Here is a 13,623-nt window from a genome sequence, read left to right on the forward strand (position 1 = left end):
TGGAATTTGAACAAAGGGGCGGAATCGTCAATTTTCAGTATCTGCTAATTCAACATTAGGAATTTAACATAATATACAGTTTTGGTGAGATTGGAAAAATTATGCGAGGTTTGTCAGTAGGTTAGGGTGATAATAAAAGCGGCTATGTGCAAAAATTGCCACTTTTATTACCACCTTACAGGAGGGCTTAAGCAACCATTTTCCCCAGGACTTTTGTGTCCATTCGGCCACTTTTTCTTACTTCCTGCCAGAACATTACTAGGTTATCAGCGCCACGCTTTGATTCGCGCTCGATGTGGGCGTCAGCCAGCACGGTTAAAGGGTTTAAGTCCAACAGGTAGGCAATTTTGACAGCCAAATCATCTTCCATAGCGCCGGGTCTTGTCCTGTATGTGCTTATCCTAGACTGGTTAACAGCAAGTTTCTTTGCAAGCTGATAGTCAGATTCCAGAGAATACGCGGCTTTAACCGCGTCGAGATATTCGACAGTTTTCACTTTTGTTCCCCTCAGAACATGTTTTCCATGTGAAGTGTAGGGCGATACTTCGAGCCCAGCAACCAAATCGCATCATTGAAGTACTTCGAGGCTGCGATTATCCTTTGTTCGTCGCCAGGTTCCCCTCAGAACAAACGGCGGCACTCCGATAGGCAGCAGCTGGTTCTTAGCCTCCGTTATCCCAGCTGTTTGCCTTCTCCCTGTCGGAGGGGAGCGCAAAAGCGGCGGAGGAGAAAACAATCAGGAGCAAACCTTATGCACACCATATCGAACCTATCGACGCTGGGCGCTATTCCACAGGGCAGACCGGCACAACCACTGGCGAAACGTACAGTACTATCCGTACATGAACAAAAACTGAAGCTGTTAGCACAGTTCAGATTTCTTAAGCGCATGATTCGCCAGTGTAAAGCAGACGCACAGGCCAAACAGAGCTTTGAAAGCGACATAGCCACTTTACGCAAAATTTACAAAGGCATGCTTTCAGAGGAAGTAATTCAAGCCCGTTGCGAAAAGCTGGCAGCACTGAAAGCCAGCCTTGGCATGAGTATTGTTGATAACCGCATTGCCTACACCGGCCAAACCAGCCGCGCAGTAAAAGCGCTTTGCGGGGGTGCAGCATGAGCACTGAGAGAATACGGCAATTGGGTATATGGCACGGCTACTGCCTTGCAGCCAATGCGTTGTGCGAAGAAGCTGCATTGATGGAAGTGGCAGAGCAGGGTAGCCAGATGGCAGAAAATATCTGCAAAGAAATGGCATCAAGGCTGCGTAAGCGCGCAGATGAAATGCAAACCAAATCAATTGAAGCCATGCAAGGTGGTGCAGCATGAGCATGTTACTTCACTTTGTTAAATATCACGCCAACCACATCAAGCGCGGCATTGAATGCCTGCAAACTGCCAGGCACTACGAGGAAAGCAGTCCATTTGCAGGCTGCAAAACAATGATTGAATGGAATTACGACCAGTCGGAGTACCATTTCAAACTAGCCCGTGAAGAAATCGAAGCGGCGCGGAATATGGCGATTAAGTGTAAAAAAATGCCATTTTCAAAGCTGTGCATGATTGAAATTATCGGAGATAACAGAGCTAACCGCGCTGCGTGGGCGGTAGCAGGGCGGGTGCTGCCATGACGCCAGCAATGTACACCGGACACGGTTTTAAAACTATGGTGGCCATCCATAAGCGCTACTGCGAAAGTGCGATAGATGGCTACCAAAACAGCAACCAGCTTTACGGGGTGTCTTATATGGCAGCCGCCATCAAGGACGAAGCCGAAGCAAAAAAGCAGGCCGATTATATATTGGCAAAAATTCGCACCGGCTGTATTCACGGCCTGAAAACCAACGTAGACCGGCTAAAAACAGCGCAGCGGTACGAGCGCCTTTTCATGCTGCGACACCAGAAAATTGAAGCGGCCAAGCCTGAAAGCAAAGGGGTGGTGCTGCCATGACAAAAACATGTGAGCACTGCTGGCCTGCTGATTGCGGAGGTAACTGTTTAGCGCCAAAGCAAGAAATCACCAAGGCGGTAGAGCCGCCATTAATTTTAAATATACCAATGAAAGGCAAAGAAGCGGCGCAACAGTTTGATGGCGAAATTGTTTGTTGCAATGGCCGCGTTGGCATATTGACAGCTAAAGGTGAGTTTTCAGGGAAAATGATAGGTATTACCTACGTTGGTATTACCTACGTTGCCAGCATTATTTATAAGCGCGGTGATGAAAAACTGTTTTATCCGGTTGGTGCGGATGAAGAAGTAATGGTTATAAGGTGGGCCTGATGTTTAACCAGATAACCGACAACCAGCGCCCGGATAAGTACGATATAGCGTGGATGAAAAAGCAGGTTAGCGGCCTGCCATCCCGCATCCGTTCAAAGCTTACGCACCAGTTTTACACCGATGCCATATCAAAGCCGGCGCGCGAGCGCAATACCAATTTGCGCGAAGCCACTGCCAAAACCCGCCGCAAAATTGCACCGGTGTATATGCAGCTGCGCCAGTTCAGCCTGCCTTACAAAGCCATTGCCACAAAAGACGCAGTGCGTAAAACAGCTGGGCGCATTGCTGCGGATATGTACGGAAAATTACTGGAACGGGCCGAAGCCGGAGACGGTTTAGAGGGCTGTTACTTCTGGTTGTGCGAGTATGCAAAGCAGCAGGTTCCGGAAGTGACGCCGCCGTTTTACTCAGATGAAGGTAAGCCAGCTGAATTTATGGAAATTGGCCTACTTAAGATGAAGTGCGACAAGTGGTGGTGTCGCAAGCTGCTAACGGTGCGCAAGCGCTACTTAGAACTGCTGGAAATTGTTGCCGGTAACGTGGGCCATGTGTCGCCGTATGCCAGCAAGCAAGCGGTTGCTGAATGGGTGCGCGACCAGCTGGCTACGCAGGAGTGGGCCAAGTCGGGCGAAATGATTAATCAGGACGGTGATGTTATCAGTCTGGAAAAGGCATTGGCGGCTGGCATGGGCGACCCTGAAAACATGCGCTGTGAGCTGATGAAGCGCATAAGCGGGTTAGAGGATTACGCCGAAGAAATGCAGCTGCAAGGGCTGTTTTTCACGTTAACAGCACCGAGCAAGTACCACAGCAGCGCAAAGAACTGGAACGGCAGCACGCCGAAGGATGCGCAGAAATATCTGGTAGATACATGGGCCAAGGCACGCTCTGCAATCAAGCGGTTAGAGCTGGTGAACCAATACTATTTTGGTGTACGGGTAGCAGAACCACACAAAGACAGCTGTCCACACTGGCATATGCTGATCTGGTGCGACCCAGCCAGCGCAAAGAATATCAGCCGCATCATTAAAAAATACTTCTGCGCTGAGGACAGGCACGAATTAATAGCACGGTTTAAGCACCGCAAAGAGCTGCGCCGCAAGTACCGCCGTGCGCGTCAGCTGTATGGCTACGCAAAAAGCCAGGGCAAGAAAGTTAAGGCACCGGTTAAAAACTACTTGCCAAGTGCACCACGCTTTACCGTTGAAGCCATTGAAACAACACCCCGCGATGAAACCGGACGCCGCAAAGGTGGCGCGGCTGCTTATATCGCCAAGTACATAGCAAAAAACATCAATGCCAACGGCGTTGAAAGCCTGATTTGTGAAGAAACCGGCCAGATAGTCAGCGACACCATACACAACGTACAAACGTGGAAAAGTACATGGGGCATCCGCCAATTTCAGTTTCAAGGCTGCGACCCGATTACGGTGTATCGCGAGCTGCGGCGGGTTGGTAAAAGCGTAGAAGCCAAGCAATTAGAGCTGGTACGGCAGGGCGCGGAATCTGAAAAGTTTGTCGATTTTATCAAGGCCATGAAACAGGTCGACTGTGGTTTGCAGTATGAGGTTGAGCCAATGGCTAACCAGTACGGCGAAGCCGCTAAGCGGGTGAAGGGGGTTATTGCCGGTGGGGATATCGCCTTAACACGGGTTGACCAGTGGCAGTTGCGCCGCAAGGCGTGCCGTTCCGTTGGCGCAGCCGACCTGTCTTGGACTAGTGGGAATAACTGTACGCCCCAGCCTTTGGGGGCAAAATTCGCAACTTTAGGCATCGACGCCGCAGCAATGGCACACATGGAGCGCGGCTGTACGGTAAAAATCGGCACCGAGCGCTGGAGGATAGGCCGGTACGGCCAGGTTGAGCCGGCCCCAGCTCTGAAATATTCAAAACCGTGGAACCCGGCAAAGCCAGATTTCACCACAACTACGCACTAAGGGGGCCGCATGTTCGGCAGTGAAAAAATTAAAAACCTTGTTACCTACGTGGAGCAGCTAGAGGGCAGAGTTCAGCAATTAGCGAGACTTTGCGCAGTGCAGCAATCTGCGCTGGAAGATTTAAAAAAAATAGGCGAAACACAGCAGGCACAGCTTGACGACCTGTATCAAAAAACCGGCTGGCCGAGGGGGTAACGTGGTTACAGAAATCTGTGCAGCTGAGCAGCGGCTAACGGCGCTGCTAAACAAAATGCGTGCGGTGGTTAATGCGAATTTCATTAATCAGGCAAGGCTTGCAAAGGCATTGGCACCAGAAATAGAGCTGGAAATTCGCAACACCCGGCAGCTGCTGGCACAGGTTGCACAAAACTGGCCCCAGCCAGGTAATCAGCAAATACGAATTGAAGGGGTGGAGGGCTTTAAATGGCAGGCGAAACTTTAAAAATAATCCAGTGCGAAGCATGCGAGCAGCATACCGCACACATTAAAAAACGGGGCAATTCAAAGCTGCTGTATGTGCATTGCCAAAACCCGGATTGCAAACACTTAAGCACCACATCAGCCCCGGCAATTCAGAAAAAACTGCAAAAGCTTTTAGACGCACCCATGACGGCGGAAGAATCGCCAGAGTGGAAGCCGACAAAACAGACGCAAACCGCAAACAGCGCGGAATTGCGCGAACAGTTGCAGTCTGAAATTTCAGACGATGAAAAGGCTGAAATTCAAAAAAACAACTTAGAAAAAATCAAAACTGGCGGCCTTGTGCTGCTGGCTATCGGCTTAACAATATTCGGAATAAGGGCTAACGCATGAGCGAGCAAAACCACGAAATTAGCGAAGTTAATACAGATTTACCGTTTACAGATGATGGTGATCAGGGCGCAGGCGTCGAGCTTTCACCGGCACTGGCAAAATACGGCAAAATCGCAGACGGCGCGGATTTAGAAGAAACCGAGGAACCCGCAAAAAAAGACGTAAGCAAGGCCGAAGGTGTGGCACTGGGTGCGCTAAAGGCTGTCGAGTGGGTAATTGATAAATGGTTAGGCGCTAATACCGGGCTGGATGAAAGCGACCGCAAAGAATGGGCCGCCGCAGTGGCACCGGCGCTGGTAAAAATGGGCGTTACCGATTACACCGGCTTTCTTGACAGGTACAGCGTTTACATAGCCGCCATCGTTGCCACTTACACGCTGGGCGATAAAATCACCAAAAACGTGTTGCAGCAGCTGGCAGAGGAAGCGGCCAAAGCCGAGCAAGAGCAGCAGAAAACCGCAGAGCAGCAACAGGTGGTTGAACAGCAAGAGCATCCGGGGCTTGACGGCTACGACCGCGATTTAGCCACCCAGGCAAAACTAATGGCGGGTAGCTGATGGCAATTAACGAAAACAACAGCCTGAAAGTACGCCATGTGGCGTACTGTGGCGCGTCCGGTGCCGGTAAAGCCATAGCCGTTAAAAACATGAAATTAATAGGCAACTGCGTGGCGTTGTTTGATATTTACGGCGACTACAAACCTAACAGAATACCGGCGCTAAATGGGTTAGGTGGCCGCAAGGTGCACCATTACACAACGTGGGCGACTTTTACAAAGGCATTTATCGAAGCATGGGCCAGCGGCAAGCCGTTTGCGGTGGCGTACCAGCCTAAAGTGATTGGCGAAAAATACCGGGGCGAAGCATTACGGTTCGGCCAACTGATGTGGGATGCAGCAGACGGCAAGCGGGAGCTGCACATAGTATGGGAGGAAATGGCAAAGTACATGCTAACCACCGGCAAAGAGCAATCCATCATTGGCGAGCTTGCAACCGGGGGCCGCAAGTTCGGTATCGTTAACCACTTTGTATTTCAGCGCCCGGTTGAAATACCCAAAACCATCATTACCCAATGCGAAACGCTGGTAGTCGGTGCGCAGCAGGCCAAAATTGACGCCAAATTTTGGTGTGAAGAAATTGACTGCGACATGGCAGAGATAATCGAACTGGGCGAAAAAAACCGCCAGTTTGACCGGCGCAAGCATTACCTTGTGAAGTCTGGCGGCATAGGAAACTACGCACCAAAGACCATTAATTTTTAAAAATTTCAGAAATCCATTCTAAAAGGCGTTTTAAAACGCCTTTTTTATTCCGCCACGCTCTGCCTGCAATTTCACCCATAACAACGCAGGGCAAACAGCATGAAAGCAGATTTAAAAACCTTCGGGTTGATGGTGGCGGCAGGTCTTGTCGTCCTGACATTAAAAAATAAAGTAAGTGCGGTTCGCCGCATTACTGGCGCATAAGGGGTAACAAATTATGCGCAGCTTTGAACAACTGAAAAAAATTGAAAACGTTGTGGCAGGTCAAACGGCTTCGCTGCAATTACCTATTGGCCCAACTTACGACAAGTTGCGCTTTAAACTGACCAACCTTACAGCAGCGCAGTGCTTAAACGTGCGCCTAGAGCTGAATGGCCGTTTAATCAGTAACTTCACCAGCTTGGCAGAAATGCAAACCATCGACGCCTACTATGGCCGCCGCATTCAGGCAGGTTATGTAACGTGGCACTTTAACGAAGATGATATCCACGCCACCTTGGCAGATGGCCGCTTTTTCGGTCTTGCAACGCTGGGCCTGTCAACGGCAACTATCACGTTTGACATTGACGCCGCAGCAGTTAACCCGGCCGTACAGGTGTTTGCTGAAAAATCGGCACCGTTCCCGGCAATGAATCAGTGGGTGCGCAAGTACCGCCGTTATCCGTTCCCGCAAGGCGCAGGCGAATTCAGCGAGCACACCACGCTGCCAGCTGCCGCCGCTGCCGGTGCCAACATCAAGGCACTGCACGCGTTCAAGGCTGACATTGAAGCGGTGGAGCTGATTATTGATAACACGCGCTGGTTTGAATTCCCAAAAGACGTTAACGAAGAAATGCAGAAAGACTATGGCCGCCAGGTTCGCCGCGTGCCGCAGGCTGGCATGTTTACCGTTGACTTTGCACTGCAGGGCGATTTAGGCAACACGCTACCGCTGACGCAAGGTATTCAGGACTTCCGCGCCAAAACCAAAGCCACCACCGGCGGCCAGGTAACCATCGGCGTAGAGTACTACGACCGCTTTACCATGACCGGCCTGTAAGGGGGCAAATATGATTCAGCCAACGTCAACCGTTGCGCAGAACATCCCAAATTCACCCGCTGCCACCACATCAGGCGGCGGGTTTTGGGGCGGCGCACAAAACTTTCTAAATGCTGCGGCAGGTATCTATGCCCAGTATGAAGCCATTCAGGCCGCGAAAAACCCACAGCTTACATACGTCGAAAAGGCGTATGAAAACCCAGTGCCAACCGGCGCGGCGGTAGAGGTAGAGCAGGGCAAACAGCAACCGGGCAGCGGCAACACGGCAGCAGTAGATAACGTCAACGTGTTTGGCTTATCAATGCCGCGTGTTGCTGCATACGTAGGCGGCGCGCTGTTAGTGGCAATTGTAGCGAAGAAGGCAAAATTACTATGAACAACTTAGACCCGAAAAAACTGCTGATTGCAGTCAGCACGGCAACCGTAGCGGCCATTTTGGCGGAGCTAACGCTAACGTGGTGGCGTAAGCGCCGCGCTGAAAAACAGGCGGCAGCATAATGCTTGGCTCACTTACCAGCCTGACCGGGGGCGGCGGCCTGAGTAACAGCAGCTCTGCCAGCGGCCAGACCGGTGATCAGGCGTCAAGCATTGGCTTTCAGGGCGGCGGCGTAAACTTCGGCCAGCAAGGCATGGCAGCCAGTAGCAACCAAGTGTTGTTACTGGCCGGTGTCGCGCTGGTGGTTTATCTGCTGTGGAAAAAGTAACAGTACTACCGGCCAGCATGGCGCACGTTGTGCGTCACGCGGCTGGCAACTTCCTGCCAGAGATAACGGCAGAGATAGAGCAAGGCAGGGCCGAGCTTATCAGAATTGAAGAATGTTTTTTTGTTCTGCGACTGGAGACATACAGCAGCCACAAAGAGCTGTGTGTTGTGTGCGCAGAAGGGCAGCAACTGGCAAAGCATTGCAGGCTGATTATCGACAAAGCCAGGCAGGCCGGGTGCAAAAATATCAGGTTTCACACCGCCAATCACAAGTTGGGCCGCGCCATGCGCCGGTTTAACGCAGTTGAAGCAGAGCGAGTGTACACAATAGGGCTTTAACATGGGCGGCAGCAGCAGCAGGAACACCAGCCAACAAAGCACAAGCAACACCAGTGTCAGCTACGGCCTGCAAGACAGTACCGGGCTGTTTGGTAACAACAACACAGTCAGCAGCAGCAGTGATATGTATGACGGTATGCTATCAGGTGCCAATGTCAGCGGCACCGTTAACGTAACAGACGGCGGCGCATTTGACCTTGTGGGCCAAGGCGTAAACGCCACCATGAACACCGTAAATGATGTGGCACAAGGCGCGTTTTTACTGGCTGACGGCGTAACAGGCAAAGCGCTGTCGAGCATGGAATCAACAGCCTATGAGGCCATAGACCGCACCAGCAGCGTAGCCACCACCGCCATTGCCGAGGGCAACAGCTTGGCGCGGGATTTGGCAGCAGAAAACAGCCTGCTGGCCCGTGAATCGGTGCAGTTCGGCGGGGAGCTGTACCGGGATTTGCTCGACACCACACGCCAGCTCAGTAGCGAAAAGGACAACTTTGCCATTGATACCACACGGGTTGCCCTGCAATTTGCCGACAACGCCAGCCGCAGTGACGGCCAGCAACTGGCAATAGAGCAAGGTAAGAACATGATGTGGATTTTTCTAGGCCTAGCCGGTGTCGGCGTGGCGTTTGCACTGCGCAAGTAAGGGGCAGATATGTTATTTAACTTAAATACAATAAAGGGCGAAGAGCGTGATTTTCGCCGTGTGGGCCGCTTTTTTAACCTGCTTAGCAGCTCAAGCGGCCAGGTATTTGTGCGCATTCTGGACGCAGAAAGCCGGGAAATATTTGCATCAAAAGTGCTAAACGGTGACGCGGTTGAGTTAGACCGCATGGGCGCGATTATCTACGTAAGTACGGATGAAGATGCCACAGTAACGCTGTTCTGGAGTCAGACAAAGCTGGTTAATAATGGCGTAACGATAAAGGCTGCTGGCGGCATAGCAACAAAGCGAAAGCTGGTTGATGGGCTGACAAAGCTGAACAGCATAACAGCTCAAAACCAGCGCATTGATATAAAGGCGCTGGGGAAAATATTCATCGGAAACCAAGTGGCCTGTAATTATTCAGTTGAAGCCGGCCAAACAAAAGAGCTGCCGTTATCGGGCGACCTATACGCTGTAAATGACGCTTTGAAATTCACCCTGCAACCAACGAGTACGCGCACATCAGCGCTGTTACAGGATGGCGCAAACACCTATGTGGGTGGCGTGCTAATGGGAGAAAAAGAAAGCTGCTACGTGTACAACAAAGGCAATTCAATAAACATACTGGTTAAAGATAATGTACAGATTTCGGGTTCAACTGTGCTAATACCATCTGGCGTACTGGGGTTTAGTGCTGGCTGGCTTGATAGCAGGCCGTACACGTTTTTTGCAGGCGAGTTTTACATCTATCTGGAAGATAATTCAAAAGGCGCAATTGTAAAAACAGCCGACTTTGAAAGCTTTGAAACAGTAAAGGTGTTTGATGTTGAGGGTTCGATGGCGATAGGCGGCACGAACTATCTTGCCGTTAATGCAGAAAATTTTGCACTTATACGCTCAGTGGCACCAAGCGGCTACAAGTTAACCACGGGCAAGCTTACCGGCAATGCAGCGCTAACCAAAGATTTTGTTGACGTTGGCCGGTTATATCTGGCAGGCGAGAGCGTATTTATGCTGGGCTTTCAGAAGTGGCGAAAGACCGACATACAGCAGTCAGCCGTTACTTTGGTTAATGATACCAGCATCAATACCACGCCAGGTATGCATGCACAGGTAGAAAACGGCTTTGCGTTCTACGGTGCAAATATCCGCATATACGACAACAACATGACATTTGTGAAAACAATAGCGCCAACGTCACTAGGTACAGGAATAGTCAACTTATGGGCCAAAGGGGACCACGCGCTTCTGGTATCACAAAGCGTAGTAACACAGATAAAGATATCAACGTCTGAATTCTCGCAGTCAAATGTATCAGCAACAGGCGATAACCCAACAGGCTTTAATGCTGCAACCCCGATTGTCGTTGAAACAACACCGGGCGAACACGCAATTTTAGAAGTAAGGGGTCAGTCAGCGAATACCAGCGTTGTAAAAACAGAGCTGGTAACGGTATCAGGCACCGTCAAAGCTTCAATAGTTGAAATAGCGGAAATGTTCTAATGCGCGCTCTTGCCCTTGCCGCAGGCGCGGCCATCATCGGCGCAATGTATTACAGCAAACAAAAGCCAGCTGCAACCGGGGCCGCCACAACCAGCCCCGGAAATCTGGCGCAGGCAATAGGTACAGTAATGGAAAAAATAACCGGCAACACAACGCGCGGCATCCGCAACAATAACCCGCTAAACATTGAATACAACGCCGCTAACAACTGGGACGGCCAAACCGGCACAGATGGCCGCTTTGCACAGTTTAGCGAACCATTTTACGGCATACGGGCCGCTGCACGGCTGCTGAAAAACTACGGCACCAAGTACGGCATTAACACCGTGCGCGGTATCGTGGCCAGGTGGGCACCAGCCACAGAAAACAACGTTGAAGCCTATGTGAGCAGCGTAGTAAAACGCTCTGACCTGTTCCCGGATATGTACCTTAACCAAGGCGACTACCCGGCGCTGATTGCCGCAATGATTTACCACGAAAACGGCCAGCAGCCATACGACATGGCACTAATCAAAGAAGCCACAGCAGCGGGGTTCGCATGAAAACAGAAACCGTCATAAACGTTGCACTGGTAGGCATTGCCATCGTAACCGTTGCCAAGCTAACCAAGTGGCATCAGGCAGGCAGCGACCTGTTAAAACCGGTGGCAGATGGCATAGGCAACATCATCAACACAATACGGTTTGCCGGGCAGGGTGTAGAAGCCACGCAAGCTGGGGTAACACTGCGCCCTGAATACTTTACCAACGGCGCAATAAACCCGGGGCGGTTGCAGGCATTAAGCGCCATGCACCCCGACAACCCGCAAATACTGCAATTTGCACTAACCGCAGGCGGCCAGTTAAAAGAGCCATACCGAAGCCTGCTTAACCAAAGCGAAATTATTTTAATCAAGCCAGACGGCACAACAGAGAGCATTTAACATGAACAAATTTACCAACTGGTTCAAGCGCAACAAAAAAGCCCTGCTGCTGATTGCAGCGGTAACCTGTCCGCCAGCGGCGGTATACATTCAAACCGCAGACGTAGCCATACAGGCCGTCGAAGTGCTGGCAGAGCCAGAGCAGGTAGAAGATGGAAAATGAAATTCTTCAAGTGCTTAGCGGCGGCGCAGATGCAGCTACCATCGTTATTGCCTTGGCGCTGGTTGATTTACGCCAGCGCATGGCAAAGGTCGAGGATAAAATCCTGTACATACTCACCGAGCTGGCAAAGCGCGGCGTAGACCACCAATTTACAGAGCGCTAAGGGCGGGGTATTACCGCCTTGCTCCAATCCACTGCTTTGCACAGCATCGGCCAGTACCGTATTACGTCCAGCGGCACGCTGTAACCAGCCGCCAGGTAAACACGGTCAGCAGCCACACTTAACCCATGCTTGCGCCAATTATCCGGCAGATAATCCCCAGCCAGTAAATTTTCAAAGTGCGCCCGTGCGCGTTTTGGCATCCCGTTCTTAAGCCAGTGCCGCACAGTTCGCTCACTTACACCGCAAAAGGTGGCTATTCTGGTGATATCAGGCCGTGAATTTTCCACAGGGTCGGGCTCGAAAAACCCAACGGCCAGCAACAAACAGCGGTCGCTGATAGATTTTGTTTGCATCAACATCTTATTATTAATTCCCTATTGTTATAAAAACGGCTTTCGTGCCGCTAACAGGAAACTGCATAAAATGGGCCTTACGCTGGCTAAATTGAACCAAAGTATAAGGCTGGCAAATTACTGATAAAACGAGGGGAACGGCAGGTATAACGGGCATAATCGTCATAATGTACAGCCTTATCAATAATTTACCATTTAACATAATATACATTATGAGCTATAGCATATTAAGCAAAACGGGGGCTAGGCTCGCCGTTCAGATTTAAACCGCTAAAAATAACAATTAAAGCCAGAATTGCGGCTGAGACTGACTTATTAAGCTTTTTTGCTAATTGGTGCCATGCTTGTTTGGCTTCTTCGCTTTTAGCGGTTTCCTCTGCCAGCTGTACTAGCACCCAGTCAACCGACAGATTGCACTCATGGGCAATGAACAGAGCTTGCTCTTCAGTCAGGTGTCTTTTGCCTGATTTAACCTCGGATAGACGTCCCTTTGTTATCGCGGGTAATACCTCAGCTGTTGCTGCATCAGAAGCTATCCCTTTAGTTTTTTTAAACTCATCTATCAGATTTGCACTAAAGCTCATACTTACCTCTTGACGTTCCCCAACTGGTGAACTATTCTCTTCATGTGTTCACCTAAAGGTGAACTTTAATTCAGTTAACAAAGTATACTCTAGGCGGGAACCATGAGCGAACAAAACTCCAGTAAAACAACACAGTTACCCTTAACAGAAAATGAAAATCTTTTAGCTGGCCAGTGTGAAACAGTGGAAACTCCGGTTCCCGCCGCTTCTCCTGAAACCACTGGTCAGCGCCTAGTTATACCTGAACCGTCCACAGATTCTGTGGATAAATCTCAATCTGAAATCGACTTTGATGATGGTGTTTTTGAACCTTGCTCAATTTGCGGTGCGTCTTTTGACCCTTATCGCATAAAAAACTGTGGCTGTGCTGACTTTGACCAGTGCAACTTTAGCTCACCATTAACCTGTAAAATTTACCCTAATATTTCTCAGGTTCGTCATACCCTGCGCGAAGAACGCCGCCTTAAAAACTCACGGGTTAAGGGGCTTTCGTCATGAACCAGCTATTAAGCAACCCATCTTTACCCTACGGCCTGCTTGCCGTTTCGATGGTTATCGGTGGCTGTCTTTTCTGCAGGCAGTGGGTTTTCTCAGGTAAATCCGCTCACGGCATTTTAGGTGTGGCCCTTATTTTCGGTGCAATGTTTGTTGCCTCACTAGCGCCTACAGGCGGTGCAGTATGAGACTACTTGACCGCTTAGATAAAGTATTTTCTATTCTGTTTAAGTTCGTAGCTATGCCGCTGGCTTTCTACTTTGCTTTCCAATTCCTGATTGCATGGTCAGGCGGTGCAGCATGAACAAACGTCTGCAAGTTAGATTAATTCGACTGGCTTTAAGCCTTGGTGATTTGCTTCTGCACTCATTTACGACTGCCACTTTTCTTTACATGTTTTTCGTCTTAATGGTTGCTGATTA

General features: G+C 50.2%; 27 protein-coding genes. 24 read left to right on the forward strand and 3 right to left on the reverse strand.

Annotated elements, in window-relative coordinates; genetic code table 11:
• Positions 1–187 precede the first annotated feature (187 nt).
• Positions 188–496 carry a hypothetical protein gene (locus AC5SV9_RS00580; RefSeq protein WP_475150335.1) on the reverse strand — a complete coding sequence of 103 codons (309 nt, stop codon included), beginning with the start codon at positions 494–496 and terminating at the stop codon, positions 188–190.
• Between the two features lie 255 nt (positions 497–751).
• Here AC5SV9_RS00580 and AC5SV9_RS00585 point away from each other — a divergent pair, with 255 nt between their 5' ends.
• From AC5SV9_RS00585 to AC5SV9_RS00690, 22 genes are all read left to right on the forward strand, one after another.
• Positions 752–1,120 carry a hypothetical protein gene (locus AC5SV9_RS00585; RefSeq protein WP_475150333.1) on the forward strand — a complete coding sequence of 123 codons (369 nt, stop codon included), beginning with the start codon at positions 752–754 and terminating at the stop codon, positions 1,118–1,120.
• Positions 1,117–1,329 (forward strand): hypothetical protein, encoded by a 213-nt coding sequence (locus tag AC5SV9_RS00590; protein ID WP_475150330.1) that lies wholly within the window; start codon positions 1,117–1,119, stop codon positions 1,327–1,329. The genes AC5SV9_RS00585 and AC5SV9_RS00590 overlap by 4 nt, the downstream gene beginning before the upstream one ends.
• On the forward strand, positions 1,326–1,631 hold the full coding sequence (locus tag AC5SV9_RS00595) for a hypothetical protein (protein ID WP_475150328.1): 306 nt from the start codon (positions 1,326–1,328) through the stop codon (positions 1,629–1,631). The genes AC5SV9_RS00590 and AC5SV9_RS00595 overlap by 4 nt, the downstream gene beginning before the upstream one ends.
• Positions 1,628–1,951 (forward strand): hypothetical protein, encoded by a 324-nt coding sequence (locus AC5SV9_RS00600; RefSeq protein ID WP_475150325.1) that lies wholly within the window; start codon positions 1,628–1,630, stop codon positions 1,949–1,951. The genes AC5SV9_RS00595 and AC5SV9_RS00600 overlap by 4 nt, the downstream gene beginning before the upstream one ends.
• The gene (locus AC5SV9_RS00605) at positions 1,948–2,280 is read left to right on the forward strand and encodes a hypothetical protein (protein ID WP_475150323.1); all 333 of its coding nucleotides are present in this window, start codon (positions 1,948–1,950) and stop codon (positions 2,278–2,280) included. Before AC5SV9_RS00600 ends, AC5SV9_RS00605 begins: the two co-directional genes overlap by 4 nt.
• Entirely contained in the window at positions 2,280–4,217 is a 1,938-nt protein-coding gene (locus tag AC5SV9_RS00610) for a replication endonuclease (protein WP_475150320.1), read from the forward strand. The genes AC5SV9_RS00605 and AC5SV9_RS00610 overlap by 1 nt, the downstream gene beginning before the upstream one ends.
• Positions 4,218–4,226: 9 nt before the next feature.
• On the forward strand, positions 4,227–4,412 hold the full coding sequence (locus tag AC5SV9_RS00615) for a hypothetical protein (protein ID WP_475150319.1): 186 nt from the start codon (positions 4,227–4,229) through the stop codon (positions 4,410–4,412).
• A gap of 1 nt (position 4,413) precedes the next feature.
• The gene (locus AC5SV9_RS00620) at positions 4,414–4,659 is read left to right on the forward strand and encodes a hypothetical protein (RefSeq protein WP_475150317.1); all 246 of its coding nucleotides are present in this window, start codon (positions 4,414–4,416) and stop codon (positions 4,657–4,659) included.
• Positions 4,641–5,030: a hypothetical protein gene (locus AC5SV9_RS00625; protein WP_475150315.1), complete on the forward strand. Its 390-nt coding sequence runs from the start codon at positions 4,641–4,643 to the stop codon at positions 5,028–5,030. Before AC5SV9_RS00620 ends, AC5SV9_RS00625 begins: the two co-directional genes overlap by 19 nt.
• Positions 5,027–5,587, forward strand: coding sequence for a hypothetical protein (locus AC5SV9_RS00630; protein WP_475150313.1), 561 nt, complete (start codon positions 5,027–5,029; stop codon positions 5,585–5,587). The genes AC5SV9_RS00625 and AC5SV9_RS00630 overlap by 4 nt, the downstream gene beginning before the upstream one ends.
• Positions 5,587–6,291: an ATP-binding protein gene (locus AC5SV9_RS00635; RefSeq protein WP_475150310.1), complete on the forward strand. Its 705-nt coding sequence runs from the start codon at positions 5,587–5,589 to the stop codon at positions 6,289–6,291. Before AC5SV9_RS00630 ends, AC5SV9_RS00635 begins: the two co-directional genes overlap by 1 nt.
• 217 nt (positions 6,292–6,508) lie before the next feature.
• Complete coding sequence (locus tag AC5SV9_RS00640) at positions 6,509–7,330, forward strand: major capsid protein P2 (protein WP_475150309.1); 822 nt, start codon at positions 6,509–6,511, stop codon at positions 7,328–7,330.
• Between the two features lie 10 nt (positions 7,331–7,340).
• Positions 7,341–7,706, forward strand: a complete 366-nt coding sequence (locus AC5SV9_RS00645; protein ID WP_475150306.1) for a hypothetical protein — start codon at positions 7,341–7,343, stop codon at positions 7,704–7,706.
• Positions 7,703–7,828, forward strand: coding sequence for a hypothetical protein (locus AC5SV9_RS00650; RefSeq protein ID WP_475150305.1), 126 nt, complete (start codon positions 7,703–7,705; stop codon positions 7,826–7,828). The genes AC5SV9_RS00645 and AC5SV9_RS00650 overlap by 4 nt, the downstream gene beginning before the upstream one ends.
• Positions 7,828–8,034 (forward strand): hypothetical protein, encoded by a 207-nt coding sequence (locus tag AC5SV9_RS00655; RefSeq protein ID WP_475150302.1) that lies wholly within the window; start codon positions 7,828–7,830, stop codon positions 8,032–8,034. The genes AC5SV9_RS00650 and AC5SV9_RS00655 overlap by 1 nt, the downstream gene beginning before the upstream one ends.
• On the forward strand, positions 8,022–8,372 hold the full coding sequence (locus AC5SV9_RS00660) for a hypothetical protein (RefSeq protein WP_475150299.1): 351 nt from the start codon (positions 8,022–8,024) through the stop codon (positions 8,370–8,372). The genes AC5SV9_RS00655 and AC5SV9_RS00660 overlap by 13 nt, the downstream gene beginning before the upstream one ends.
• 1 nt (position 8,373) lies before the next feature.
• The gene (locus tag AC5SV9_RS00665) at positions 8,374–9,018 is read left to right on the forward strand and encodes a hypothetical protein (protein ID WP_475150297.1); all 645 of its coding nucleotides are present in this window, start codon (positions 8,374–8,376) and stop codon (positions 9,016–9,018) included.
• 9 nt (positions 9,019–9,027) lie between these two features.
• Positions 9,028–10,521 carry a hypothetical protein gene (locus AC5SV9_RS00670; RefSeq protein WP_475150294.1) on the forward strand — a complete coding sequence of 498 codons (1,494 nt, stop codon included), beginning with the start codon at positions 9,028–9,030 and terminating at the stop codon, positions 10,519–10,521.
• Positions 10,521–11,063, forward strand: a complete 543-nt coding sequence (locus AC5SV9_RS00675) for a hypothetical protein (protein WP_475150293.1) — start codon at positions 10,521–10,523, stop codon at positions 11,061–11,063. Before AC5SV9_RS00670 ends, AC5SV9_RS00675 begins: the two co-directional genes overlap by 1 nt.
• Positions 11,060–11,443, forward strand: coding sequence for a hypothetical protein (locus AC5SV9_RS00680; RefSeq protein ID WP_475150291.1), 384 nt, complete (start codon positions 11,060–11,062; stop codon positions 11,441–11,443). Before AC5SV9_RS00675 ends, AC5SV9_RS00680 begins: the two co-directional genes overlap by 4 nt.
• Position 11,444: 1 nt before the next feature.
• Positions 11,445–11,606 (forward strand): hypothetical protein, encoded by a 162-nt coding sequence (locus AC5SV9_RS00685; RefSeq protein WP_475150288.1) that lies wholly within the window; start codon positions 11,445–11,447, stop codon positions 11,604–11,606.
• Positions 11,596–11,769: a hypothetical protein gene (locus AC5SV9_RS00690; protein WP_475150286.1), complete on the forward strand. Its 174-nt coding sequence runs from the start codon at positions 11,596–11,598 to the stop codon at positions 11,767–11,769. The genes AC5SV9_RS00685 and AC5SV9_RS00690 overlap by 11 nt, the downstream gene beginning before the upstream one ends.
• On the opposite strand, the gene AC5SV9_RS00695 is transcribed toward AC5SV9_RS00690, so the two are convergent.
• Together AC5SV9_RS00695 and AC5SV9_RS00700 are read right to left on the reverse strand one after the other, a co-directional pair.
• Positions 11,766–12,128 carry a hypothetical protein gene (locus AC5SV9_RS00695; protein WP_475150284.1) on the reverse strand — a complete coding sequence of 121 codons (363 nt, stop codon included), beginning with the start codon at positions 12,126–12,128 and terminating at the stop codon, positions 11,766–11,768. The two genes, AC5SV9_RS00690 and AC5SV9_RS00695, sit on opposite strands and share 4 nt — an antisense overlap.
• A gap of 221 nt (positions 12,129–12,349) precedes the next feature.
• A complete protein-coding gene (locus tag AC5SV9_RS00700) occupies positions 12,350–12,706 on the reverse strand; it encodes a DUF3693 domain-containing protein (RefSeq protein ID WP_475150283.1) in 357 nt (118 codons plus the stop codon).
• 102 nt (positions 12,707–12,808) lie between these two features.
• Here AC5SV9_RS00700 and AC5SV9_RS00705 point away from each other — a divergent pair, with 102 nt between their 5' ends.
• Both AC5SV9_RS00705 and AC5SV9_RS00710 read left to right on the forward strand, forming a co-directional pair.
• Positions 12,809–13,204 (forward strand): hypothetical protein, encoded by a 396-nt coding sequence (locus tag AC5SV9_RS00705; RefSeq protein ID WP_475150281.1) that lies wholly within the window; start codon positions 12,809–12,811, stop codon positions 13,202–13,204.
• Positions 13,201–13,389: a hypothetical protein gene (locus tag AC5SV9_RS00710; protein ID WP_475150280.1), complete on the forward strand. Its 189-nt coding sequence runs from the start codon at positions 13,201–13,203 to the stop codon at positions 13,387–13,389. Before AC5SV9_RS00705 ends, AC5SV9_RS00710 begins: the two co-directional genes overlap by 4 nt.
• Positions 13,390–13,623: the final 234 nt, after the last annotated feature.

Source organism: Rheinheimera sp. ATLC3 (assembly GCF_059429535.1).

Coding starts and splice junctions, on each gene's coding strand:
- AC5SV9_RS00585 (WP_475150333.1), top strand. CDS start 752: ATGCACACCATATCGAACCTATCGACGCTGGGCGCTATTCCACAGGGC.
- AC5SV9_RS00590 (WP_475150330.1), top strand. CDS start 1,117: ATGAGCACTGAGAGAATACGGCAATTGGGTATATGGCACGGCTACTGC.
- AC5SV9_RS00595 (WP_475150328.1), top strand. CDS start 1,326: ATGAGCATGTTACTTCACTTTGTTAAATATCACGCCAACCACATCAAG.
- AC5SV9_RS00600 (WP_475150325.1), top strand. CDS start 1,628: ATGACGCCAGCAATGTACACCGGACACGGTTTTAAAACTATGGTGGCC.
- AC5SV9_RS00605 (WP_475150323.1), top strand. CDS start 1,948: ATGACAAAAACATGTGAGCACTGCTGGCCTGCTGATTGCGGAGGTAAC.
- AC5SV9_RS00610 (WP_475150320.1), top strand. CDS start 2,280: ATGTTTAACCAGATAACCGACAACCAGCGCCCGGATAAGTACGATATA.
- AC5SV9_RS00615 (WP_475150319.1), top strand. CDS start 4,227: ATGTTCGGCAGTGAAAAAATTAAAAACCTTGTTACCTACGTGGAGCAG.
- AC5SV9_RS00625 (WP_475150315.1), top strand. CDS start 4,641: ATGGCAGGCGAAACTTTAAAAATAATCCAGTGCGAAGCATGCGAGCAG.
- AC5SV9_RS00630 (WP_475150313.1), top strand. CDS start 5,027: ATGAGCGAGCAAAACCACGAAATTAGCGAAGTTAATACAGATTTACCG.
- AC5SV9_RS00635 (WP_475150310.1), top strand. CDS start 5,587: ATGGCAATTAACGAAAACAACAGCCTGAAAGTACGCCATGTGGCGTAC.
- AC5SV9_RS00640 (WP_475150309.1), top strand. CDS start 6,509: ATGCGCAGCTTTGAACAACTGAAAAAAATTGAAAACGTTGTGGCAGGT.
- AC5SV9_RS00645 (WP_475150306.1), top strand. CDS start 7,341: ATGATTCAGCCAACGTCAACCGTTGCGCAGAACATCCCAAATTCACCC.
- AC5SV9_RS00650 (WP_475150305.1), top strand. CDS start 7,703: ATGAACAACTTAGACCCGAAAAAACTGCTGATTGCAGTCAGCACGGCA.
- AC5SV9_RS00655 (WP_475150302.1), top strand. CDS start 7,828: ATGCTTGGCTCACTTACCAGCCTGACCGGGGGCGGCGGCCTGAGTAAC.
- AC5SV9_RS00665 (WP_475150297.1), top strand. CDS start 8,374: ATGGGCGGCAGCAGCAGCAGGAACACCAGCCAACAAAGCACAAGCAAC.
- AC5SV9_RS00670 (WP_475150294.1), top strand. CDS start 9,028: ATGTTATTTAACTTAAATACAATAAAGGGCGAAGAGCGTGATTTTCGC.
- AC5SV9_RS00675 (WP_475150293.1), top strand. CDS start 10,521: ATGCGCGCTCTTGCCCTTGCCGCAGGCGCGGCCATCATCGGCGCAATG.
- AC5SV9_RS00680 (WP_475150291.1), top strand. CDS start 11,060: ATGAAAACAGAAACCGTCATAAACGTTGCACTGGTAGGCATTGCCATC.
- AC5SV9_RS00685 (WP_475150288.1), top strand. CDS start 11,445: ATGAACAAATTTACCAACTGGTTCAAGCGCAACAAAAAAGCCCTGCTG.
- AC5SV9_RS00690 (WP_475150286.1), top strand. CDS start 11,596: ATGGAAAATGAAATTCTTCAAGTGCTTAGCGGCGGCGCAGATGCAGCT.
- AC5SV9_RS00695 (WP_475150284.1), bottom strand. CDS start 12,128: ATGTTGATGCAAACAAAATCTATCAGCGACCGCTGTTTGTTGCTGGCC.
- AC5SV9_RS00700 (WP_475150283.1), bottom strand. CDS start 12,706: ATGAGCTTTAGTGCAAATCTGATAGATGAGTTTAAAAAAACTAAAGGG.
- AC5SV9_RS00705 (WP_475150281.1), top strand. CDS start 12,809: ATGAGCGAACAAAACTCCAGTAAAACAACACAGTTACCCTTAACAGAA.
- AC5SV9_RS00710 (WP_475150280.1), top strand. CDS start 13,201: ATGAACCAGCTATTAAGCAACCCATCTTTACCCTACGGCCTGCTTGCC.